The sequence below is a fragment of the Exilibacterium tricleocarpae genome, assembly GCF_007004655.1.
Lineage (GTDB): Bacteria > Pseudomonadota > Gammaproteobacteria > Pseudomonadales > Cellvibrionaceae > Exilibacterium > Exilibacterium tricleocarpae.
The window spans coordinates 181,791-204,140 of sequence record NZ_ML660089.1; the positions used below are offsets into that span (position 1 = coordinate 181,791).

General features: G+C 57.9%; 15 protein-coding genes. 5 read left to right on the plus strand and 10 right to left on the minus strand.

All coding sequences use genetic code 11. The features are described from left to right. Window positions 1-44: 44 nt before the first annotated feature. The gene (locus FKG94_RS05350; protein WP_142903172.1) at window positions 45-1,826 is read right to left on the minus strand and encodes a peptide MFS transporter; all 1,782 of its coding nucleotides are present in this window, start codon (window positions 1,824-1,826) and stop codon (window positions 45-47) included. Window positions 1,827-1,960: 134 nt separating this feature from the next. On the opposite strand from FKG94_RS05350, the gene FKG94_RS05355 reads away from it, so the two are divergent. After that, window positions 1,961-3,157 (plus strand): tetratricopeptide repeat protein, encoded by a 1,197-nt coding sequence (locus FKG94_RS05355; protein WP_142903173.1) that lies wholly within the window; start codon window positions 1,961-1,963, stop codon window positions 3,155-3,157. Window positions 3,158-3,187: 30 nt separating this feature from the next. On the opposite strand, the gene FKG94_RS05360 is transcribed toward FKG94_RS05355, so the two are convergent. After that, window positions 3,188-3,955 (minus strand): DUF4329 domain-containing protein, encoded by a 768-nt coding sequence (locus FKG94_RS05360; protein ID WP_142903174.1) that lies wholly within the window; start codon window positions 3,953-3,955, stop codon window positions 3,188-3,190. Window positions 3,956-4,188: 233 nt separating this feature from the next. Between FKG94_RS05360 and FKG94_RS05365 the strand changes: the two genes are divergently transcribed. Then, complete coding sequence (locus FKG94_RS05365; RefSeq protein WP_179957498.1) at window positions 4,189-6,642, plus strand: winged helix-turn-helix domain-containing protein; 2,454 nt, start codon at window positions 4,189-4,191, stop codon at window positions 6,640-6,642. 480 nt (window positions 6,643-7,122) lie between these two features. Here FKG94_RS05365 and FKG94_RS05370 read toward each other — a convergent pair whose 3' ends face one another. The 8 genes from FKG94_RS05370 to FKG94_RS05405 all read right to left on the minus strand — a co-directional run bounded on the left by FKG94_RS05370 (window position 7,123) and on the right by FKG94_RS05405 (window position 18,571). Next, window positions 7,123-7,806, minus strand: coding sequence for a MarC family protein (locus tag FKG94_RS05370; RefSeq protein WP_342779060.1), 684 nt, complete (start codon window positions 7,804-7,806; stop codon window positions 7,123-7,125). 124 nt (window positions 7,807-7,930) lie between these two features. After that, the gene (locus tag FKG94_RS05375) at window positions 7,931-10,975 is read right to left on the minus strand and encodes a TonB-dependent receptor plug domain-containing protein (RefSeq protein WP_142903176.1); all 3,045 of its coding nucleotides are present in this window, start codon (window positions 10,973-10,975) and stop codon (window positions 7,931-7,933) included. Window positions 10,976-11,224: 249 nt separating this feature from the next. Beyond that, complete coding sequence (locus tag FKG94_RS05380; protein WP_142903177.1) at window positions 11,225-11,677, minus strand: hypothetical protein; 453 nt, start codon at window positions 11,675-11,677, stop codon at window positions 11,225-11,227. Between the two features lie 44 nt (window positions 11,678-11,721). Further along, window positions 11,722-14,703 (minus strand): TonB-dependent receptor, encoded by a 2,982-nt coding sequence (locus FKG94_RS05385; protein WP_142903178.1) that lies wholly within the window; start codon window positions 14,701-14,703, stop codon window positions 11,722-11,724. Between the two features lie 173 nt (window positions 14,704-14,876). Beyond that, the gene (locus FKG94_RS05390; RefSeq protein ID WP_142903179.1) at window positions 14,877-15,890 is read right to left on the minus strand and encodes a FecR family protein; all 1,014 of its coding nucleotides are present in this window, start codon (window positions 15,888-15,890) and stop codon (window positions 14,877-14,879) included. Between the two features lie 660 nt (window positions 15,891-16,550). Then, complete coding sequence (locus FKG94_RS05395) at window positions 16,551-17,120, minus strand: RNA polymerase sigma factor (RefSeq protein WP_246124963.1); 570 nt, start codon at window positions 17,118-17,120, stop codon at window positions 16,551-16,553. A gap of 189 nt (window positions 17,121-17,309) precedes the next feature. Beyond that, a complete protein-coding gene (locus tag FKG94_RS05400) occupies window positions 17,310-18,080 on the minus strand; it encodes a hypothetical protein (RefSeq protein ID WP_142903180.1) in 771 nt (256 codons plus the stop codon). Between the two features lie 134 nt (window positions 18,081-18,214). After that, window positions 18,215-18,571 (minus strand): pilin assembly protein, encoded by a 357-nt coding sequence (locus FKG94_RS05405; protein ID WP_142903181.1) that lies wholly within the window; start codon window positions 18,569-18,571, stop codon window positions 18,215-18,217. Window positions 18,572-19,002: 431 nt separating this feature from the next. On the opposite strand from FKG94_RS05405, the gene adk reads away from it, so the two are divergent. The 3 genes from adk (at window position 19,003) to tsaB (ending at window position 22,341) form a co-directional block, all read left to right on the plus strand. Continuing rightward, window positions 19,003-19,656, plus strand: a complete 654-nt coding sequence (adk, locus tag FKG94_RS05410) for an adenylate kinase (RefSeq protein ID WP_142903182.1) — start codon at window positions 19,003-19,005, stop codon at window positions 19,654-19,656. 999 nt (window positions 19,657-20,655) lie between these two features. Continuing rightward, a complete protein-coding gene (locus FKG94_RS05415) occupies window positions 20,656-21,501 on the plus strand; it encodes a hypothetical protein (RefSeq protein ID WP_142903183.1) in 846 nt (281 codons plus the stop codon). Window positions 21,502-21,624: 123 nt separating this feature from the next. Then, window positions 21,625-22,341, plus strand: coding sequence for a tRNA (adenosine(37)-N6)-threonylcarbamoyltransferase complex dimerization subunit type 1 TsaB (gene tsaB / locus FKG94_RS05420; protein ID WP_142903184.1), 717 nt, complete (start codon window positions 21,625-21,627; stop codon window positions 22,339-22,341). Window positions 22,342-22,350 lie beyond the last annotated feature (9 nt).

A 22,350-nucleotide genomic window follows, 5' to 3' on the forward strand; every position in this document is an offset into this window, starting at 1 on the left:
CGGGGGCGGGCGCCGGTGACCGTCACGGTCCGGCGCCCGATTGCTCAATGGATACCGCGCATTCCCTTGCGCAGAATCGGTGAGATAAGCATCATCAACAGACCCACGCCGAGGCCCCACCACATCAGGTATTCATAGAGGTTGGTGTAGGTGGCGAGCGCAGTGGCGATATCGCCGGCCTCGGCTTTGCTGGTGTCGACGGCGGCCAGCTTACCGATACGAGTGGCCACCGTCTCCGATAGCGCCGTAGCCAAAAACCAGGTGCCCATGCTGACACCCACCACGCGGAAGATGGACAGTTTGGTAACCGCCGACAAACCCACCGGCGACAGACACAATTCGCCCATGGTGTGCAGCAGGTAAGCCAGGATCAGCCAGATCATGGCCACCTTGCCGGCCTCGTTGGTAAACTGCGCGCCCAGCACCAGAGCACCAAACCCGAGCCCGGCCTGGGCGATACCCAGGCCGAATTTCACCGGTGTCGAGGGTTCCCAGCCGCGTTTGGCCAGCCACACCCACAGCGCCGCGAAAGGAATCGCCAGCAACATGATAAAGCCGGGATTCAGTGAACCGAACATGGAGGCGCGCACCTCGCCGTCGCCGAAGCTGCGGTCCAGCACCCGGTCGGCGTAGAGGGTCATAGACCCGGCACTCTGCTCGAACAGGGCCCAGAACACCACCGACGAGACGATCAGCACCATCAGTACCACCGTGCGGGAGTACTCGTCGCTGTCGTGGGCCTTGTAGCCGTAGCCGATAAAACCGACCAGGGCCAGCAGCATCAGGCCGAGCCACAGATCGATATCGGTAAACGCCCACACCAATCCCAAAGCGGCGGTAAAACCCGCCAGGCCGATAGCGGTCCAGTCCCGCGCTTTATGTTCCTGGTGCAGCATGGCGTACAGTACCAGGCCGACGATTGCCACGATCAACAGACTGTTTTGCGCCAGGTGCACCACCGGCTCATGCTGCACCAGCAGCCACACGACCCCCAGCGAGGCAATACCGCCGAGGTAAACCGCCCACTCTTTATTGATGGGACCCAACGCCTTTTCTTTCAACAGCGCCGGATTGGCGGGCTCGGCGTGGCCAAAGAGATATTTCTGGCCGTAGAGAAAGGTGATCAGGCCCAGCAACATGCCGATCCCGGCGAGGCCGAAGCCGTAACCCCAGCCATAGGTTTCGCCGAGCCAGCCGCACAACAGGGTCGCTGTGAAGGAGCCGATATTGATGCCCATGTAAAAGATAGTAAAACCGGAGTCCCGGCGGTTGTCGCCCGGTTCGTAGAGGCGCCCGACAATGGTGGAGATATTCGGTTTCAGAAAGCCCACACCAACAGTGATCAGCGCCAGGGCCAGAAAGAAAACATCCAGTGCGACGACGTCCTGGATCACCAAACGCTCCTGCAACACAGTACCGGCTGCCAGCAAGGTGCCGTCGGGCAGAGTGATCGCTTCGGGCAGTGTGGTGCCGGCGGCGTAGGCGATCGCTGCGGCACCCTCATAGGCCATCAGTGCGTGTCCCCCCGTCAGCAGCAATGCGCCGAAGATGACCGCCTTGCGAAAACCGAGATAGCGGTCTGCCAGCAGGCCGCCGATCAGCGGCAGCGCGTAGACCAGACCGGCGTAAGCGCCGAGGACATCGTAACCGGCATTGTCGGTAAACAGGTGATATTTGGTCAGGTACAGCAACAGCAGGTACTTCATGCCGTAGAACGAAAAGCGCTCCCACAGCTCGGTGGTGAAACAGACATAGAGACCGACCGGATGGCCGAAAAGGGTCGCGGGCTCGGTGTCGCCGGCCGCGCTGGAGGTGATTGCCGTCATTATTACTTACCCCTGGGTAACAACGCTTTCTACTTTTGATTATCGTTAACTAGACGATCCTGCCAGAGTTGTCCGCAGTGGTCATTATTTGCCCAAACCGGCTATGATAGTAAAAACGCTTGGGAGGTTGGGTGATGAGTAGATTTCTAAAAACCGGCGTCGTGGTGTTGATGGCCGCGACAATAGCGGTGCTGCTCGGCGCCTGCTCGAGCATGCCAAGCGTTGCCGAGTTAGAGGCGTTGCCGATGCCGCAACCAAGCCACCAGCAGCTCGAGCGGGTGTTGAGCGGGCGGGGCCTGGTGGATGACACAGACGCTGTTATCTTGCCTGCGGAGGATGTCTTTGCGCTCAGTGAACCGATGCGCGAGTTCCTCGAACGCTATGTCTCCAGGCGCGCCGGCGACGGCACCAAACTGCGGCAATTGCTGCAAGCGATATTTCACAAAGGTGTTCTGGGTCTCGAGTACGATCCGTTCAAAACCTATACTGCCGGCGATACTTTTCTGAATCAGGAGGGAAACTGCCTGTCTTTCACACTGATGTTCGTGGCGATGGCGCGGGCGTTGAGTATCGATGTGTATATCAACGAGGTCGATGTACCCCCCATCTGGGAGATGCAGGATCGGGACACGTTCGTGTTTTACAAACATGTCAACGCCGTGGTGAATCTCAAACGTGGTGAGAGCAAGGTGGTTGACTTAAATCTCGAGGATTATGACGTCAACTACCGGCAGCGCCGCATCAGCGATCGACTTGCCACTGCCCAGTACTACAACAACCGGGGCGTCCAGTTTTTTTATCAGGATGAATTCCCCGAGGCATTTCGCCATTTGCGCAAGGCCATCGAACTGGAGCCGGACGTCAGCTACCTGTGGGGTAGCCTGGGTTCACTATACCGGCGTGCCGGCCTGCTGCGGGAGGCGGAAATCGCCTACCTGCAGGCCCTGCGCCTGTCCCACCGCGACTTTGTGGCCCTGAGCAACCTCGGGCGCGTCTACACCCAACTCGGCGAGCCGGACAAAGCCGGGCAGTTCCACCGCCTCGCCAAGTCATTTCGCGAGACCAACCCTTACTACCGTTACAACCAGGCCAAAGAGGCTTTCGATGCCGGCGATCCCGAAGCGGCGCTGGCCCTTGTCAAGGATGCGATCAGGCGCTATCGCAAAGAGCATCGCTTTCATCACCTGGCGGCGGTGATTCACTATCGCCTGGGCAATATGAAACAAGCCCGATCGAGCCTCAAATACGCCGCGAAAGTGGCGCTTGATGAATCGGTCAGCGGTCGCTATCGGCATAAATTGGATAAGCTGGTTGCGGCCAGCGGTTCCTGACGGCGCTGTTTAGCAGGCCCCGGTCCCCACTCAAGTGGAGATACCGCCAGCCGGTTGAATTTGACACTGTGCGGATAGGGCACCCGGCCCGCCCGCCAGTATTGTGGTGCCGGCCGCCGGGATGCGAGTGCTGACCTTGATGGCCTCGCCGTTGTCGGGGTGGGTAACGATTTTGCCCTTGGCATAGCCGGTGCGCAAGCCGAGTCCCAGGCGCCTGGCCTGGGTGTGGGAGAGCGTTCGCCCGCCGGGCTTATAAACACGCAGCAGGCCGCTGAAGTCAGCCAGGTAGAAGGGCAGGTTCCAGTCCTTGGCAAGACGGGTGTCCACATCCGAGAAATACCGGCGCGACCAGTGCTCGGCGCCGTGGGTGTGCCAAAAGGCTACAATTTTATAGTCGCTGGGTATTTTGAGCTTCAGCGTGATGCGATCTTGGTGGGCGTGGCCCGCTGCAGCGGTGTAGGTAAAGGCTGGGGCCCCTGTACCCTGGCCTGGGTGTTTGTGGCGCAGAACGGCGCCCATATACTCTCGATCCTCGCGAATGGAGTAGGGGTTAAAGCGGTTGGTGGCAGCCACCACCGCCTGCTCAATGGAGGCGAAGTGGCCATGAAAGCCCACCGGGTGATCGTCTCGGGAGCAGGAGTGTGCGGGTCCGATAGTGCTGTCAGTGGGCATACCGGCGACTGGCAGCGCCAGGACCAGAGCGGTTGCCAGCAGTGCCGATCGGGTCCGAAACAGAAGCAGGGCGGGTCGGTAAACAGTGGCTGCAGGTGCCAGCAGGCGGCTAACTAATCTGACCACAATAATGTCCTCACATGACTAAACGTGAGAACAAGTGTCAATTTTTCTGGTCGAATCGACCTGAGGGAACTCGGAAAAATACCCAAGAAAAGCTAAAATACGCTGCAGGAAACCTTCGGAAAACCTTTGCATGGCTAAAAGTGTAATAAAATCAAAGAGTTGAGTTTCTTCTGTTGATTGTTGATCGCGACAATAACCGCGACGGCAGTCATTTGATGCGTTGGAGAGAAGCGATGTCCGTCCAAGAAGGTGGTGACGTCCCGCAGAGCCTACCGGGCCGCGAGCTGTTGGCCGGCTTTTCGGTGGGCGAATGGCGGGTGGAGCCGCTGTCGGGTTGTTTTAAACGCGGCGATAACCGGGTTCACGTAGAGCCCAAAGTTATGGACGTCCTGATCTGCCTGGCCAGCGCCCGGGGCGATGTGGTCACCCGCGAGCAACTGCTGGAACGGGTGTGGACGGGGCTGGTGGTGAGCGAGGAGGTCCTGACCCGGGCGGTCTCGGAGCTGCGCACGCTGCTCGGCGATACCCACCGTGAGCGCCGCTATGTGCGCACTATTCCGAAACGCGGTTATGCGCTGATAGCCGATGTTCGCCCCGCACCTGCCTGCGACAATCCCGGCGCCGCACGGCAGATCGCGGGCCACGAGGATATGCCGCCTGATCATCCTGTAACCCCAACCGAAGAGCGCGAGCCCGCGCCGGCAGGGTCCGTGTCTGTCCACCGGCGGTGGCCGGTGCTGGCGGCCGCCGCCGCTGTGCTGCTGGCAGTGGTGTTTGCGCTGCATGACAGCGGCGGTGACGGCGCGTTGGCCAAGGTGTTCACCAACGCCGGTGGTGCTGATGACGGCAGCGCCGCCACCGCCACGGCGGAGCCGCCCACATTGGCGGTGATGCCGTTTATCAATCTGTCCGGCCAGGCGGACGAGGTATTTTTGAGTGAAGGGCTTTCCGAGGATATACGCAATGCGCTGATTTCGGTGCCGGGTATCAAAGTGGTGGCCCGCACTTCGTCCCAGGCCTTCAAAGACCAGGCGCTGGATGTGCGTGAAATTGGCAGGCGTCTGGGCGTGGCGTCGCTGGTGGAGGGGACGGTGCGCATTCAGAACGGCAATGCGCGCATCACCATCCAGTTGACCAATACCAGCAGCGGCTTTCCGATCTGGTCCCAGAGCTACGACCGCGCTATCGATAATGTGTTTTCGGTGCAGCGGGAGATTTCCGAGGCGGTGGTGGGCAGGGTGGCGCCGCAGTTGGCGCCGCGCCTGCCCCAGCAGGATATCCGCAATCAGGACGCCCACAACCTGTACCTGCTGGGCCGACATTTTTGGCACCAACGCACCCCCGAGGGTATCAAAAAGGCACTGGAGAAATTCTCCCAGGCGGTGGCGATCGATCCCCAGAGTGCCATGGGTTACTCCGGCCTTGCCGATGCCTACCTGTTTTCCGTGTTGTACGCCGATATGGACCACGGCCAGGCGCTGACGTTGGCCCAGGAGAATGCCTCGCGGGCGCTGGCGCTCGACCCCAACCTGGCCGCAGCCCATGCCTCCCAGGGCCTGATCTACGAATATCAAATGCAGTTCCAACTGGCCCGGGAGTCGTTCGATCGCTCGGTGACCCTGAACCCGTCCAACACTATGGCGCGCATGTGGCTCGGCAATGTCTTGTTGTCCCTGGACGAAGTGACGGCCGCCTATCAACAGTATCAGCAGGCGCTGGAAATCGATCCGCTGCACCCGGTGATCAAACAGAATTTTCTCGAAGTGCTGATTGTCATGGGCCGCTATGATGAAGCTATCCGCCTGGCCGATCAGATGTATCAAACCTCGGGGGAGGAGCGCTTGCTGAAGATCAGCCTGCGGGCCCTGGCCCAGGCCGGACGCTATGACGAACTGTTGCGGTTTGCGGTCAGGTACAATTTTTCCAAAGCTTATGAAAGATCGGCTACCGCCACCGTGGCCGATGCGCTGATTAATTTGCAGCGCTTCAAAGAGGCGGAACTGCTGCTGGGACAGCGCGGCGAACCGGCGACCGATGACCACTGGGCATTCTGGAAGGAAAATGTGTATCTGCGGGCGCGCCTGGCACTGGCGCAGCGCGACAGCGAGGCGCTGCGAGGGGTCATTGCTTCGGTCGATAGCGGCGCCGATGGTGCGGTGGGCGGTAGACACAGGTCCGCCGCTTGTGCGCGCGCGCGGATGTCCTATTGGAGCGGGATTGCCGATTATATGGACGCTGATTTCGCCCGCGCGGTGGAGCGCTTCGGCGCGGCGCGGGCCGGCGGTTTTCTGTCTTGCCACTTTGACGAAGACACGCGTATCTCGCTGCTGATTTATCTCGGCGACAGCCAGAACCTGATCGGCGATAGCGCCGCGGGTGCGGCCACTCTGCGCCGGGCCCAGCAGCGTCTCGATCGGGCCGTGAATAAAGGCTGGGGACATACGTCTGTACGCACCTCGCAGATCGCGCTCAATATGATCGACAACGACATTGCGGCCCTGGCGGTGCTCAGCACGTCACTGCAGCGCGAGGGGGTGCAGCCCTGGAGCAACCTGATTAGCCATCCGATCTTTGATCGGCATTTGCAGCGTCACAGCGTGGCTGCCCTGCTGACGCCGTTTAAAGAGAAATTTCTGGCCACTCGTGCCAGCAGTACCAATGTGAAGCTGGCGAAATTCGGGCTTTGAGTCCAACGACACCTGCTTGAAGAGAAGATAGTTGCACCAGTTATCTGTCCCAGCCAGCGCTGGGTTGGTTAAAATGGCGCGCCTTGGCTTAAGGGGAGTCCCTGAGTCTTAATGGCACTTCCTTAAGCAAATATGTGCTAATGGGCCGGTCTGGCTCCGGCTGAAGCCTTCAGAAGCACGGACTAGGCGTCCCCTCGATGAACCCCCGCAAGCGGGCCCAGCCCAAAGCCAGAGGCTTTGGGCGTTTCGCGGGGCGAAGCAGCGCTTCGCTGTTTCCCGCTCCACCCATGGGGACTTCTCGACAGCATCCCTGCTGTCGAGAGTTTCTGAAGGCTTCAGCCGGAGCCAGACCTACCTTCAGTACGCTTAATCGAGGTCGATGTGACTGGGTCGGTGACCGGTGAACCGATACAACTATGCTTGAGTAAGTACCATTGGTCCCTGAGTCTGCTTGCCGGCTCCTGGGTTGTCGCCGTTTCGCTAGGTGCCGGCCGCCGGCAACAGGTTGGCCAGGCCGTCGAGGCACATCTGTACCGATATCATCACCAGGATCATGCCCATCAGGCGCTCCACGGCGATCAGGCCGCGCTGGCCCAGCACCCGCGACAGCGGCGTGGAAGCCAGCAGGATCAGGCTCGAGACCAGCCAGGCGGCGCACAGTGCCAGGATCCAGTCGAGGGTGCGCTCGCCCTCGCTGTTGGCCATCAACATCAGCACCGCCAGGGTGGAGGGGCCGGCGACACAGGGAATGGCGAGCGGCACGATAAAGGGTTCCCCCTGCAGGCTCTCGCCCATAATGCCGCCCTGTTGGGGGAAGATCATACGCAGTGCAATCAAAAACAGCACAATGGCGCCGGCGATACGAATGGCTTCCTGGCTCAAGCCGAGCAGGTTGAGCAGATATTGGCCGGCAAACAAAAAGGTTATCAGCACCAGCAGGGCAATCAGCAGCTCGCGCAGAATGACCTTCTGGCGACGCGAATCCGGGACGTCTTTCAACGCGGATAAAAACACCGGGATGTTGCCGAGCGGGTCCATCACCAGCAGCAGGGTCATAAAGGCGGTTACGGTTTCCATAGGGGTAGCGTGCGTATCGGTTGATGGTTGGGAGAAAAGCCTATCGGGGGTGTACATACTCAAGTCGGACACACTCAAGTCGGACATACTACAGAGTCCCGTGACGGCAGGGTAGGGGTAATGCGGGGCAACAGCAAAAGGGGGTAACGGCCGGACAAAAAAACGGCGGGCCAGGTGCCCGCCGTTGCTAAGGGTTGGAGTGAATCAGTGCTTAGAAGCCCACGTTCAAACCGAGGAACATATACCGGCCCAGAGCGTCGTAAGTGCCCGGGAAGGTGTTGCCGTTGCCGTAGATGCTGGGACCGGCATCGGCCGTCAGCGGCGGTTCCTTGTCGAACACATTGTTGACGCCGAGTCGCAGTTGCGTCTGGTCGGTGATGTTCCAGAGCGCTGCCAGGTCGAAGTAGTCTTGGGAATCGAAGTCAGCTTCATTTTCCCCAAGATCGTCAACCGCACCTATATGACGCCAGGAACCGCTCAGGGTAACATCCCAGGGCGTAAACCAGGTCGCGCGCATATTATGGGCCAGCTCCGGCTTCGGGTTTTCACAAGTAGCGCCCCACTTGCCGACGCAGTCCACCACTGGCTGGCCCGGCACATCCTCCCGGTCCCAGGTGGTCAGGTAAGTGGCCACATAGTTGATATTGACAGAGCCGTAGTCGCTGATATCGAACTCATAGTCGACATTGATATCGAAACCCTCGACATTGAAGAAGCCAATATTGACGTCTGGGGAGATAATGGCGTCCTCGCCGATCCAAAGGGTACCGGTGGTTTCGCCGCGTCGGATACGATCACAAAACTCCGCATCGCCGGTATCGAGACACTGGTTCAGGGTGAACTCTGAGCCGATATTATCGATTGCGTTTTCAACATCGATATCGAAGTAATCGATACTCAAATTGAGTCCTTCTACGAATTCCGGCGAGTAGATGAAACCTACCGATACCGTATCGGATTCCTCCGGTTCCAGGTCCGGGGAGCCGCCCCTGACCTCGTTGTACTGGCCGGCCGGCGATCTGGAAATATTACCGAACTGTCCGGGGGTAACGCCGCTGCGCACGCACTCCTCGAGCGTCCGGCCGTTGGGGTTAAATTCATAGAAAACCGCGCCATTGTCCTCGTCGACCTTGCGCGTGCCTATGCGGTTGTTGACAACCTCACCGGCACAGGGATCGTTAGCCATATCAAACAGCTCGATACCACTGGGCCGGAACAGCTCGCGAATATTCGGGTGCCGCACTGCCCGTTGGAAGCTGGCGCGAAAGCGCAGGTCGACACTCGGGGTCCAGGCCGTGGCCACCTTATAGGTGTTGGTGGTTTCGTCGGTGGAGTAGTCCGAATAGCGATAACCCAAATCCAACGTCAGGGCCTCGGCAAAGCGCTTGCCTTCGATAATCGGCACACTGGTCTCCAGGAAGAATTCCTTGACATCGATACCGCCGTCAACCCCCAGTGTCGGGCCGCCCTGGCCGGCACCGTCACCGCTGAGGTAACCCTGATCCGGTTCATAGGTGAGGTTTTCGCTACGGTATTCCAGTCCGACCACTACGTCAACGCCGCGTTCTGCCGCCGGCAATTTCAAGCCGTAGTCACCGAGGTTACCGGTGACATAACCGGAGAAAACTTTTTGATCGGTAGTGCCGCGGGCAAACAGCGGCAGCACCAGGTAATCGAGTGCCGCCTGTGTGACCTGGCCTTCCTGGAAGATATTCCAGGGCACGCAGTTGGGGTCACTGCCGTCAACCACCGACTGACATACTGGCTGGTCAAACGTATCGGACTCTGGGTCCGGGTCCAAAACAACATCCAGGGCGCGCCTGATGCGGGTGATGGACAGGTCGTTATTGTAAGTCTGCTCCAGTGACACTTCGGAGTACTGGCCGTAAAAGTCGTAGGCCCAGTTATCGTTGATCTCACCGCGGATGCCGAACACACCGCGGAAAGACGTGTGGCGGATATCGTCATTGCGGGGACCGCCTTCCACATTGCGCCGGCCGATGGCGATGGAGCCTCTGCTTTCCGTTTCTTCCATAGTGACCGGATTGGTTCTGGTCACTACGATATCGCTCACCCTATCATCGCGCGTCAGGCCGAAGTCACCACAGATTCGCTGAAATTGCTGGTCAGATAGAAACGGATTGCCGCAGTTCAAATCGTCGGTGACGAAGAAGGCGCCTGAAGGTGCGATCTGGGCGTTGGTGCGGGTATCCATAAACATCATCTGGGTGTAGACTTCGGCGTTTTGATTCAATTCAAAATTGGCGAAAACCCCGGCCGTATAGCGTTCGTCCGGACGCTGAAAGTAGTTGAGCGGACCGAAGTTAAACAGCTCGCCGTTGCGATCCGCAAACTCATTGCCGTCCAGGATCAGGTCGTAGCCCGAGGTGTCGTCACCGTTAAGGGCGCCGAAATCGGTAAAGCGGCCCTGGGGAATGGTGCTGGAGCCGCCGCAGACAAATGAATCCGGTGCGCCGTCCAGAGAACAGGCACTGTAGTCGCGATCGGCCTGCAGCACGGGGTCGATTTCGCGGTAGGTGGCATAGGCGGTGATATTGCCCCGGCCGTCGCCGATATTGCCACCGATGATAAAGGAGATATCGATGGTGTCACCGTCGGTCACCGAGCCGTTGGGTGTATCGAAGCCCCGGTCTCTGGCGAAGCCCTGCAGGCGGCCGTTGTCGTTATCGTGGTGGTAGACACTGTTTTGAATATCCAGGCGCACGCCTTCGAAGTCATCCACCATAATAAAGTTGACCACCCCGGCAACGGCGTCGGAACCGTAGGCGGCAGAGGCGCCACCGGTCAGCACTTCAGCGCGTTTTACCAGCGAGGCGGGAATCTGGTTGATATCAGCGCCAATACCATCGGAGATGGGTGAGCCGGGCGGCAGCCGGCGGCCGTCTATCAACACCAGGGTGCGCTCCTGGCCGAGGCCGCGCAAGTCCAGCACGGCGGTACCGGTGGAGCCATTGGCGATGCCCGAGGTCTGGGTTGCGCTGGCTTGGGGCAGGTCATTGATCAGGTCCTCGACGCGGGTAATACCCCGGTACAGGAAGTCGTCTGCATCCACCTGGACGACGGGGCTGGAGCTGATCAGGTTGGTTTTTTGAATGCGGGAACCGGTCACTGTGACCTCTTCCATCAATTCATCCACTTCACTCCCCTGGGCCAGAGCGACGTTGGAGAAGGAGAGGGTGCCCGCACTCAGGACCGCCATACTGACGGCGAGCGACAGGGGGTGCTTGATCCTCATAATGTCTTCCTCTAATTAGTAATTTTTTTATTGGTTGAGCAACCTGAGATTGTGTAGCTGTGTTCATGCAACGGCGACTACACAACTGGGTCTCAACTGCTCTTAATGGCGTCTACGGTGAGACTGCACTCCCTATAGACGAGTGGAGGAAAGCACCCCTGAAAAATTTTAGTGTTTTTGGTCAATAAAGTGGTCAAAACTGCCAAAGTGGCGGCGTCGGTCGTGGCGTCTATGTCGTCCGGTTGCGGCCTAACGCAACCGTTTGACGCCGATACTTCTGCCTTTTTCCACAATTTCCAGTTCATAAAAGCCGAAGATATTGCGGGAAATGATGACTTCCGGGTCGACCAGCTTGGTGCGCCAGCGACCCTGCAGGCGCTGCTGCCAGACCTGGCCGTTCTGCAGGCGAAACACCGTCTTCCCGTCCCAGCCGCTAAAGGCGCCTTCGATGCGGGAGCGGATATCCTTATCGGACTCGACTTTTACCTCCTCGACCTCGCGGCGAATGGTTTCCGCATCATTGGCGGTGTAGCGGATCAGCCAGCGGTCCAGGGCCGCCAGTTCCTCGGCGGATAACTTGCCGAGTCCGGCCGCCTCGAAGTCGGCGGCGCTCATGATCTCTTTGATACCGGGAAACTTTTCCGTGGCATGCGTGACAAGGGCAAGGCAGGCCAACAGGCAGGCGAGGGTGAGCTGACGCATAGCGATAAACCTATCGATAGTGTGGTGAGTGACTGGTGAATGACTCAGAAGGATTGACTGAAGCGAGCGTACCAAAAACGTCCTTTCAAGTCATGAGTGCGCGCATCGAAGTTATCGTTGAACGCGGCGGCGGAAAACGGCGGCTGCTTATCGAGCAGATTGTCGGCGCCGAGGGTGAACCGGAACCCTTTCTGGATCGGCAGGCTGTAGGAGAACTGCACATCGTGGGTCATCCAGTTCTCGATATGGCGCTGGATACTGGTGCGCGGGATGGTCTCGCGCAGCCGGCTGACAAAGTTGATCGTGTAACTGGCTTCGAGGTTTTGGCGCGACCAGTGGATGCCGGTATTCAGTTTCCATTTCGGCAGTGATCCATTGCCCTCGGAGGCCTCGTCGGAGAAGGTGCCGGCGAGATTGCTCGACGGTGCGCTGGGATCGATCTGGTCGCGAAACTTTTGCAGGTGTGAGGCGTTGAAAGAGGCCATGAAATTGCTGTCCAGCGAATACCATTGATACTTCCAGCTCATATCGAAACCTGCAATCTCGCGCTGGCCGATATTAATGAATGTCGCCAGGATGCGGGAAATCTCGCCGTTTTCATCGCGAATAACACGATCCTGGAACAGGTTGTTGTAGGCGTTTTGGTTGAGGATAAACTGGCCGCTGGCATCGACCACGTTTTTTTGTTTGATTTGGAAGTAATCCAGACTCATCACCAGACCCGGGTTGAGCGCCGGCGTCCAGACAATGCCCAGGGTGCGATTGCTCGACTCTTCCGGTTTGAGATTGACCTCGCCGCCGAACACGGTGAGATACTGGATGCGGGTGTCGTCACTCAGTTGGCTGCAGCCGGGCAGTACGCGGGTATTTTGCGGATTGGAGCAGGGGTCGACCAGGAAGGCCTGGGTCTGGCTGCCGCCGCGGTGCAGCTCGTTGAGGCTGGGCGCGCGAAAGCCCTCGGAGTAGGCCGCCCGGATCAGTATATCCGCCGTCGGCCGGTAGCGGATGCCGAGCTTGGGGGTGGTGCTTTTCTCAAAATCGCTGTAGATGGAGTGTCTGGCCGCCAGTTCCATATGCAGACTGTGAATACCCGGGTGGCGTCTGACCAGCGGAATCTGCACCTCGGTGTAAGCCTCGCGAATATTGCGCGAACCAATGGTGGGGTCAAACGTGCCGCCCCCGATAAACGTATCCTCGGCCGAGCGTCCCTGCAGCAGGAAGCGGATCGATTCATGGCGCAGGTCGATACCCGCGGCGAACTCCAGCGGACCGGCCGCGGTGCCGGCGAATGTGGTGCCGACATTGAAATTCAGGCCGTACAGTTTGGTATTGCCTTCGGAGCGACTGTCTACGGCGATAAAGGCAAGTTGCTTTTCATCAATGGCGCCGGGCGGGCCGAAAATATTCAGCGGTTCGCAGCCGTCTATGTCGTAACCGAGGCACTGTGCGCTCGGTCCGAGTGCCCGCTGGACGCGGTTGCCGTCCACCAGGTTGGTGAGGGTTTCGGTGGCCTCGGTTTTGCTCCAGTAGGCGCCGGTGTTCCAGTGCAGATCGCCCCAGTAGCCGTCTACCGCGAAGTTAGCGCGCAGCGTCTTGGTGTCGTTGCCCTGTCGCCGGGGTTCGAGTTCCAACAGGCGCTTGCGCGCATCGGTTATCTCGACATCGAACGGGTTGTAGATATTGTCGGCGGCCACCGCTATGGGCACATCCTCAAAGGCGGTAAACAGCGGCGTGGCCGCCAGCGTAATCGTAGAGCTGGTCTCGGTATAGCTGATGTCGCCTTCCAGCGTGGTTTCCTCGCCGATCTGGTAGCTGCCGGCGAGGTAAAAACTTTGGCGCTCAGAGGGGGAAATGGTTGACGTTTGACTGAGGTAGTTAAACACATCCTCGTCGGTGGCGGGGCGATAGTCGGCAGCCTCTGTACCCGGCAGAGGCACATTGTCGGCATCTGTATCGAGGGTTACCACCTGATCGCCGGGCAGGGTGAAGCGTCCGAGTGGTACGGCGCTGGAGCGCTGATCGGAGCCGCCCCGAGCGCGGCTGTCGGCGTCGCTGGAGACCTTCCGGTCGCGGCTGAAAATACCGTTTTGATCGTAGAGGGTGGCGTTGAACAGCAGTGAGCCCTTGGCGCTGACCTTACCCCAGGTGAGATTGGTGGTCAGTGTTTCCAGATCGCGGCGATCGGACTCGCCGTAATACTGTTCGACAAAAAGCCCGTCAAATTCCCGTTTCAATATGATATTGACGACGCCGGCAATCGCGTCCGAACCATAAATGGCCGAGGCGCCGTCTTTGAGAATTTCTATGCGGTCCACTGCAGCGGGAGAGATACTGTTAAGGTCGACGGCGTCGCCTTCCAGGCCGCCGCTGAAGGCCACGCGTTTGCCGTTGAGCAGTACCAGCGTGTTATTGGCCGGCAAGCCCCGCAGCGTCACCGTCGCCGTACCATTACCGCCGTTGCTGATGGCGGTGCTGGTGGAGTTGCCCGAGACCGCCGGTACATACTTCAGAAACTCGCCCAGGGTTTGCGAACCCGCCAGTCGCAGTTCCGGCGCCGATATGATGTCCACCGGTGCCGAGCCCTCAATATCGGAGCGGCGGATACGCGAACCGGTGATCGAGCGTCCGATAACGGAGATCTCCTCGATGATGGTCATGCCGGGTTTAGCGGTGCTGTCATATTCCGCTGGTGTGATGGCGACAACGTGGGTGTTGATGGGGCGAACCTCAAGGCCGGTATTGTGCAGCAGCAGCTCCAGCAGCTCGAGCGTTGTGTAGTGCCCTTCTACGGCGGGGGCGTAATACCCCTTTAACAATCTTGTGGGAAAAATAACACTGATGTCGCTGTTTTTGCCCACTGCGATCAGGGCGTCAATCAGCGGCAACTGTTCCAGTTGAATATGGCGGCCTTCGGAGAGCGACGCCTGCACGCCGTTGGTGCACACAGCGGCAAACAGCGCCACCAGTGTGATACTGGCACGTGCTGAAAATCGCCTTATTATCCCGGTTGCCGTGGGTGTTCGCATTAAAAATAAGTGTGCTATTGCGAGAGATCGCTGGTCTTGCCAGCGCCTATCTTATCGCTTTTTGCTTATCATTTTTATCTTTAAAGACAGGAATATAGGCTAGGGTTTGTGGCCGACACCTATACCCGCGATCTGTCCGGGCTTATGGCCCGGATGCAGTGATCGGTTATAGCCTATTCGAATCGCAGGTACAAGGGGCCCCGGGGGACTGACCGTTCGGTCGTGAGATTGAAGCTGGTCACCAGCGCCTGCAATGTGGCTTCCGGTGCCTCGAGACTGAAAGTGCCGGAGACGCGCAGCTTCGCTAGTGACGCGTCTTCGGCAACGACCGGTTCCTGTAAATACCGGTTCAATTCCGCAATCGCATCGGGCAGCAGCATGTCGTCAAATATCAGTGTATTTTGACGCCAGGCCACGGCTTTTTCCAGGTTGGAACCGGCAACCTGACCGATCCCTCTCTTATCGAGGCTAACCTGCTGAGCTACGGCCACTCGGGTGCTGCGCGGCGTGGGGGAGCTGGCGTCGCGCTTTTCGCGAACGTTAACCACACCTTCGGTTACGCTAACGACAGTTTCTTTATCCTTCACATAGATATTGAAGGCAGTGCCCACTGCCTCCACAGTGCCCTGGTGGACACTGACGATAAACGGGCGTTGTTTATTCGGTGCCACCTCAAAATAAGCCTCACCGGACAGCAGCGCCAGTTTGCGCTGCTGGTCGGTGTAGATGACTTCAATAGTCGATTTGGTATTGAGTTGTACGACGGAACCGTCAGGCAGCGTCACGGCCCGCTGTTGCCCCGTAGCGGTGGCAAATGTATTGGTATAGGTGGTGGTCTCAGGGGCGATGGTCGAGAGGCTGTAAGCCAGCACCACCAGCGCGGCCACCGTGGCCATGGCGATACCTGCCGGCAGGCCGCCCAGATTGGTAAACCAGCGGAATTCGAAAAAAGACGCCGGGGATTTTTGCGCTACCGTCCCGGTATCGAGTGACAGATAAGCCGCCGCACCCAACGTTTCCCAGGTTTCGGCTACCTCATCGAAAGCCTGCTCGTGGTGTCGGCTGAGGTTCAGCCATTGGGAGAAGCGCCGCTTGTCAGCGGGTGATACACGGTCGGAGCGCAGCCGGACGACCCAGGCAGTTGCCTCGTCCAGTAAGCTCTCGTAAGGTAATTCCTGTTCGCCCATTGCGTGTGTCTACCGCTTTGTGTGGTCACCAAACCACTGTTTTAAAATCTAATCGTTTTCAAACGCTGATAATCGTCAATGTCCGATGTCTCTCAGACCCCGGTGCCTCTCAGATCTCACTGTCTTTCAGATCCCAACACGTCTTGGACCCTGATAACGTCCAGACCCTGTTAACTGCCAAATTCCGACCGGCCTCACTTTCTTTGGCCTGTCATTACTACCCGGCATTACTATCCGGGCTATTACCAGCCCCGTTATTACCAGCTCCATCATTATTTATAGCAGCAATCACGCGATAAACTTCGATTCCCCGCGTATTACCACATCGGCACTGCATGGCTGCCGTTGTCTGTCACTGTTGTGCGCCTTCTGTGCGCCTTCCCTGCTCCTGCGCGCGCTGCTGAGTCCTGCGCCTGCGGTTCTTTGGGCCGGTTCTTTACAGGACCGGCTTTTTACAGGACCGGTTCTTTACAGGACCGGTTCTTTACCGGGACCCGGTTGCGCGCTGCCGTGCACTCACTTCAGGGGTGTCTGCCCCAGTTTGCGCATTGGCGCGGATTCTAGCATAACGAGCCACAATTCAGGGCTTGTTACAACACATTAGACGAATAGTGCACCAAACCACGCAATAAATCTGATGACTTTGTCTATGTTTCTGCACTAAAGTTCAGCATTTTTCGACTTGGCCAGGGCCAGTCTGCATGCTTTCAGTGCCTGCAAAATGTATTTTTCGACGCTGGAGACGGAAATGGACATATCGCGGGCGATTTCTGTGTAGGTCATGCCCTTGACCCTGTGCAGCAGGAAGACCTGCCGGCACTTGAGCGGCAAACCGGTGATGGCCTGTTCCATCTGCGTGAGATCCTGTCGCGCCGCCAGCAGTCGTTCCGGGGACAGGGTGCTACTCTGACTGGTCTCCGATCCGGTAAGGCCGCGGGTGATTTCTCCCTGCACATAGTTACTGTGCAGTTTTTCCCGCCGGATCTGGTCGATGGCCAGATTCGACGCTGTCTGATACAGATAGGCTTTTGGGTTTTCCAGCTTTCCCATTTCAGCCAGGTGCTGGATGCGAATAAAGGCGTTTTGAGCGATATCTTCTGCGTCCTGGGCGTTCTTGAGCTTGCGGGTGAGAAAGCGCACTAAATCGGTGGCGTGATTTTGAAACAACTTTTCCAGTAGTGTCTTTTGCGGGTGGCCCATATTGGCAGTTGCTGTACGACTTTTAATCAATGGCTGACGCCTAGGTTATTACTGCTCAGGCACTTCTGTGGATCACATTCTATAGGGCCATAGCGTGCAGGGTTATTATGGTTCGGTCCTGCAGTGTTAAAGAGTTACAGCGCTTTATAGCAAAAAAATGCCGCGGGCGACAGAGCGCGTGTCAAATAGGGGAGCGGGGCGCCGCCGCCGGCTGGCCGTTCAGTGCTTGGGATTGGCGGGATCCGTGGTCGGCGCGACCGGGCGTTGTGGCTGCGCGGCGGATGTTTTGCGGCCGGGTTCCGGCGGCTTGGCGGCGCCGGTGGCAGGAGGTGCGGCGGCCGGTTTGGCAGTGGGCGGCTTGGTGTCCGCAATTGAGGTCCGGGACTGGGTGGCGGGCTTGGTTTTTTTCTCCAGCTCCAAGGCCAACTGCAAGCGCTGGCTGACTTCTGAAGTCTCTTTCAGGTCGGCCAGTATCTCGGCGATCTGTCGATTGCGGCGCTCTATTTCGCGCTGCAGGTCTTTGATTTCGGTTTCCAGCTTTTTGTGTTGGTCGCGCAGCCGCGTCTCCTTGGCGTTGGCGTCCTGGACAATGTCGGCCACTTGGATGTGGGTGGATTCGAGTGTCTTGTTAACCACCGTCACCACCACTTCGTTGTCATCTTTCGGCAGTTTGCGCATCAGTGCTATCGCATCCTCGATACCGTAGCGGGCCGGCGCTGGTGGGGGAGCGGGTTTTTCCGGTACATCGATGGTGGGCTCGGCGCCCTCCCGCTCGTTTAGAAAACTTTCGTTGAGGTCGCTGCTGCCGGGCAAATCACTGTCGTCAAACAGGCTGTCGTTATCTTTTTCGGCTGCTTTGGTGCGCGAGAAGAGTCCCATAATCACTGTCCCGTTGTTAGTTTTGCCACTGGTTTTACCATTAGCGTTGTCGTTGATATCGCCATGGTTGCGGTCGTTGCCTGGATGGCGCAGACGCGCGCAGGCAAACATCGGCGTCAGGCTGGAAAAGAGTAACGTATATGGCCGCCATTATAATGTACTCTGTCACAGATTTGGCGTTGTTTTGTGCTGTTGTGCTCGCTTTGGAGTCATTTCGCGATGTCGCTGTCGACGGGTATCGGCTCCTAGTCTTCGCCGTTTTGGCCGCCGGAAGACTGCTGGTTCTGCAGTCGCTGCAGGTGCTTTTTCGCCAGTGTCAAAAACCGGGGTGTCGGTCCTATATCCTCAAACATCGGATCACCCAGTTCGTCTTCGGCAATGACGCGCGATCCTTTTATATAAGGAAGGCTTTTCTCCAGATCGTCCAATGCCGCCGACAGTAAATCGGTCAACAGGTGCTCGCGGGAGCGCTTGGGGTACATTTCAGACAGCGCCTCCAATTTGGCCGCGTCCTCCACGGGCAGGCGCAGGGTATAGACTGTCTCGGTAAGTTGCCCGGCGGCGGTTTGTTCCCATAGACGTGCAAGTTCACTGACCTTCATTTATACACCTCATAATAGTAGTCACTACTGTACGCAACAGTTTCCCGGGCGCCGCATTGCCGCGCTGCCGCTACAGGGCGCCCGAGGGGAATAGTCGTGATTTTACTGAATATTTATAGATCAATTCCAACCCCGCGGCGGTGAACGGGTTCCCGCTCTCGCTACAGCCGCCGGCAGGGCGCAAAAAAACAGGCCGGCGGCACGCCGCCCGGCGCTGTGGATGCGCCTTCGAGAAAATCGAAAGCTTTCCACTAAACGCTTTAAAAACAGTAGCTTATCACTGCCTTTCGGGGGATTCTTGTGATTGAGGGGCCGTAAGTGTATGGTAAGGCCCATTTTTGCGGGAGCCCGGTCTCCTGTGAGCGGCTAATAAGGCGGCCCGTGCGCCTCGCCGGCAGTATCCTCTGACACTCTATAAGGAGCATTCCGTAATGCGAGTCATTTTATTGGGAGCGCCCGGCGCTGGAAAAGGTACTCAGGCCCAGTTCATCATGGAAAACTACGGTATTCCGCAAATATCGACCGGGGACATGCTCAGAGCCGCGGTGAAGGCCGGTACCCCTCTGGGGCTGCAAGCCAAGGATGTGATGGCGGCCGGCGGCCTGGTGTCGGACGATTTGATTATCGCACTGGTAAAGGAGCGGATCGCTCAAAACGACTGCGCCCGCGGCTTTTTGTTCGATGGCTTTCCGCGCACTATTCCGCAGGCTGAAGCGCTTTGCGACGCGGGGATCGATATCGATCATGTCATTGAAATTCATGTAGCGGACGAGGAAATTGTTGCGCGCCTGAGCGGCCGGCGGGTGCACGAGGCGTCCGGGCGGATTTATCACCTGCAACACAACCCGCCCGCGCGCGACGGCGTTGACGACGACACCGGGGAGGCGCTCATTCAGCGCGACGACGACAAAGAAGAAACGGTGCGCAAACGACTGGCGGTCTACCACCAGCAAACGGCACCGCTGGTCGGTTTCTACCGCGCACAGGGCGCAGGCGATGAGAACCGCGCACCGGTTTACACGCAAATTGCCGGCGCCGGGAGTATGGAAGACATCAAAAAGAGAATATTCAGTGTGCTCGGCTGATGGCGAACGCAGGCGGCGCGACTGTAAAAGGCCCTGACGGGCCTTTTTTTTGTCCGCGCACCGCGTCGAGTTCTGTTTTGCATCGGTCCAGCCCAAAGCCAGAGGTTTTGGGCGTTCCGCGAGGCGAAGCAGCGCTTCGCTGTTTCCCGCTCCACCCCTGGGCGCTTGCTTAAAGCGCTTACTCTCGCTCAAGGCGCCTACTTTCGCCTGTAGCGCCTACTTTTGGTGGTAGTCCCGACAGCATCCCTGCTGGCGAGAGTTTCTGAAAGCCCCAGCCGGAGGCAGGCCTCCGCGCAGTATTCTTAATCAAGATCGATAGGATCGGGGTTGAGATCGATAAATTGGCCTAAGTCCTTTTAAGTAAGTGCCATTCGCCTTGGGGGGGCTATCCCTGTCGATGTGGTGCTGGAAGTGAATTGAACGAGGATACTTCTCGCTGCAGCGGGGAAATTTTCTGCCGTTTGTAACCGCGCGTAGATAAAAGAAACAATAAATCCTGTAAAAGTGTGGAAATCTTCCCCTATCCCACCTGGATTTACGTCCGTTTGGCTGCTCGATATAGAAGAAACAGTCTAAACCTGGAGTTTAGTAGTATTTTTTGGAATGTTTGGTGAGTTTTTTATGGAGCGAACTCGGAATTTACGTCGTTGCGGGGTTTGATTTGTGCTTGAGCGGCGGTGTATTTGGTTTTTGTTTGTCGCCGTCTACAAAATTTGGTGTGCAGATTGAGCGTTGATACGGTCTCGGATAAACCGCGGCAATGTGAAAGGGAATTTTGTTTTTTCGGTTACGTTTTCGTTGAATTTTGCCAAAAATCCAAAAAAACTGAAAAAAATTAAAAAAAATACCCAAAATTCCCGTTTTTTTTCAAAAAAATGTGTTGCAAAGCGTGCAAAACCTAGATTTTTAAAATAATATTCCCTCGACGCCTGTGGCGTACATTATTTGTGCTATGGTTCTAGATGTTAGTGGATTGACATTCGTTGAGGAGAATGAAAGATGGCAAAAGTAGCAAAGAAGAAAGCAGCCGCTAAGCGCCGCGTTGCAAAACGCCCGGCCGCTAAGCGTGCAGCTCCGGCAAAAAAGGTAGCCGTCGCATCGCCGGCGGTTGAAAAGGCTCAAGCAGCTTTGGACAAACTGATGAAGGATGTCCAGGCGCAAGGCAAAGCAGTAGAAGCCGCGCGCAAAAAAGCGGCGGCGGCCAAAAACAAAGCAGCCAAATCGAAAAAAGCCGCTGACAAGCGCGCAGCCAAGTCGGCCTCCGGCGCCGCCACCAAGTTGAGCGCCAAAGTCAGAGCGTTGCGGGCCAAGGCATCAGCAGCCAAGACCACCCTGCAAAACGCCAAGACTGCGGCAGCGGCCAAAGCTGCTGAGACAGCCGCCAAAGAGCGTATCGCAGCTCTGAAGGCCGGTTTGGCAGCGAAGGCCGAAGCCGATCTCGCCAAGGCTGTGAAAGCGTTTGAAGCCAAATGGAAGAAAAAGCGGGCTGCTGCTGACGCCAAGAAGGCAAAAACTGCAGAAAAGAAAGCAAATGCCAAAACCAAAGCTGCCGAGAAGAAGGCGAAGGCTAAAATGGCTGCTGCCGCTAAAAAAGCGGCTGCCAAGGCTAAAGTAGCGGCGAAGAAGGCCGCAGCAAAGGCCAGGGTTGCTGAGCGCAAAGCCGCTGCCAGAGCCAAAGCCGCCGAAAGGAAGGCGGCCGCCAAGGCCAAGGCAGCCGCCAGGAAAGCGGCCGCCAAGTCGAAGCCCAAGGCCAAGGCGAAAGCCAAGCCCAGGGCTGCAGCGCGCAAGGCGCCGGCGAAGCGCAAGACTGCCGCCAAACGCACCAGTCGCGCCAAGAAAAAGTAGCATTTTAGCGGCCGAGTTGTGGCCGCACCATCGAAATCCCCCGCGAATTCGTTCGTCGGGGGATTTTTTGTGTAAGCTGCCGTTGAAATCTGAGAAAATGGCGCGCTCAAGCGGATTATCACCATGAGTAAGATTCTGGCGCTCGATACCTCAACGGATGCCTGTTCTGTTGCCCTCTATTTAGAGGGGGAAATCATCGAGGACTTTCAGCGTGCACCGCGGCAGCACACGCAGCGTCTGCTGCCCGCGGTGGACGGGCTGCTGTCGCAGCAAAAACTGCGGTTGCGAGACATCGATGCGATCGCGTTTGGCTGTGGGCCGGGTTCGTTTACCGGTTTGCGAATTTGTATGAGTACCGTCCAGGGGCTGGCGTTTGGTACCGACCTCCCCGTTATACCGGTTTCCACATTGCTGGCCCTGGTCGCCGGTGCCCGCAGGCGCCGGCAATTGCCCGCATCCTGTTCGGTCATGGCGGCGCTGGATGCGCGTATGGAACAAATTTACTGGGGGCTTTTTACCGTCGACGGTGCCGGCGTGGTGCCGAACTCGGCGGAATTTGTCAGCGCACCCGATGCGCTGGATCAACGTGAAGACCTGGTGTCATTGCGCGGGCAGCTTGTCGGCGTCGGATCGGGATGGTGTTACCCGGGCCTGTCCTGCCTGGCGCCCGCGCAGGTCCTGACCGACGCCGACTGCCACGCCGGCGACATTGCCGAGCTTGGCGCTGCCTGTTTCCTGCGGGGTGAAACCGTGCCGGTGTTGGAAGCCCAGCCGGTATATCTGCGCGATGAAGTGACATGGCAGAAGCGGCAACGCCTGCGCGAGCGACGAGCCGATTGAATAAGCCGG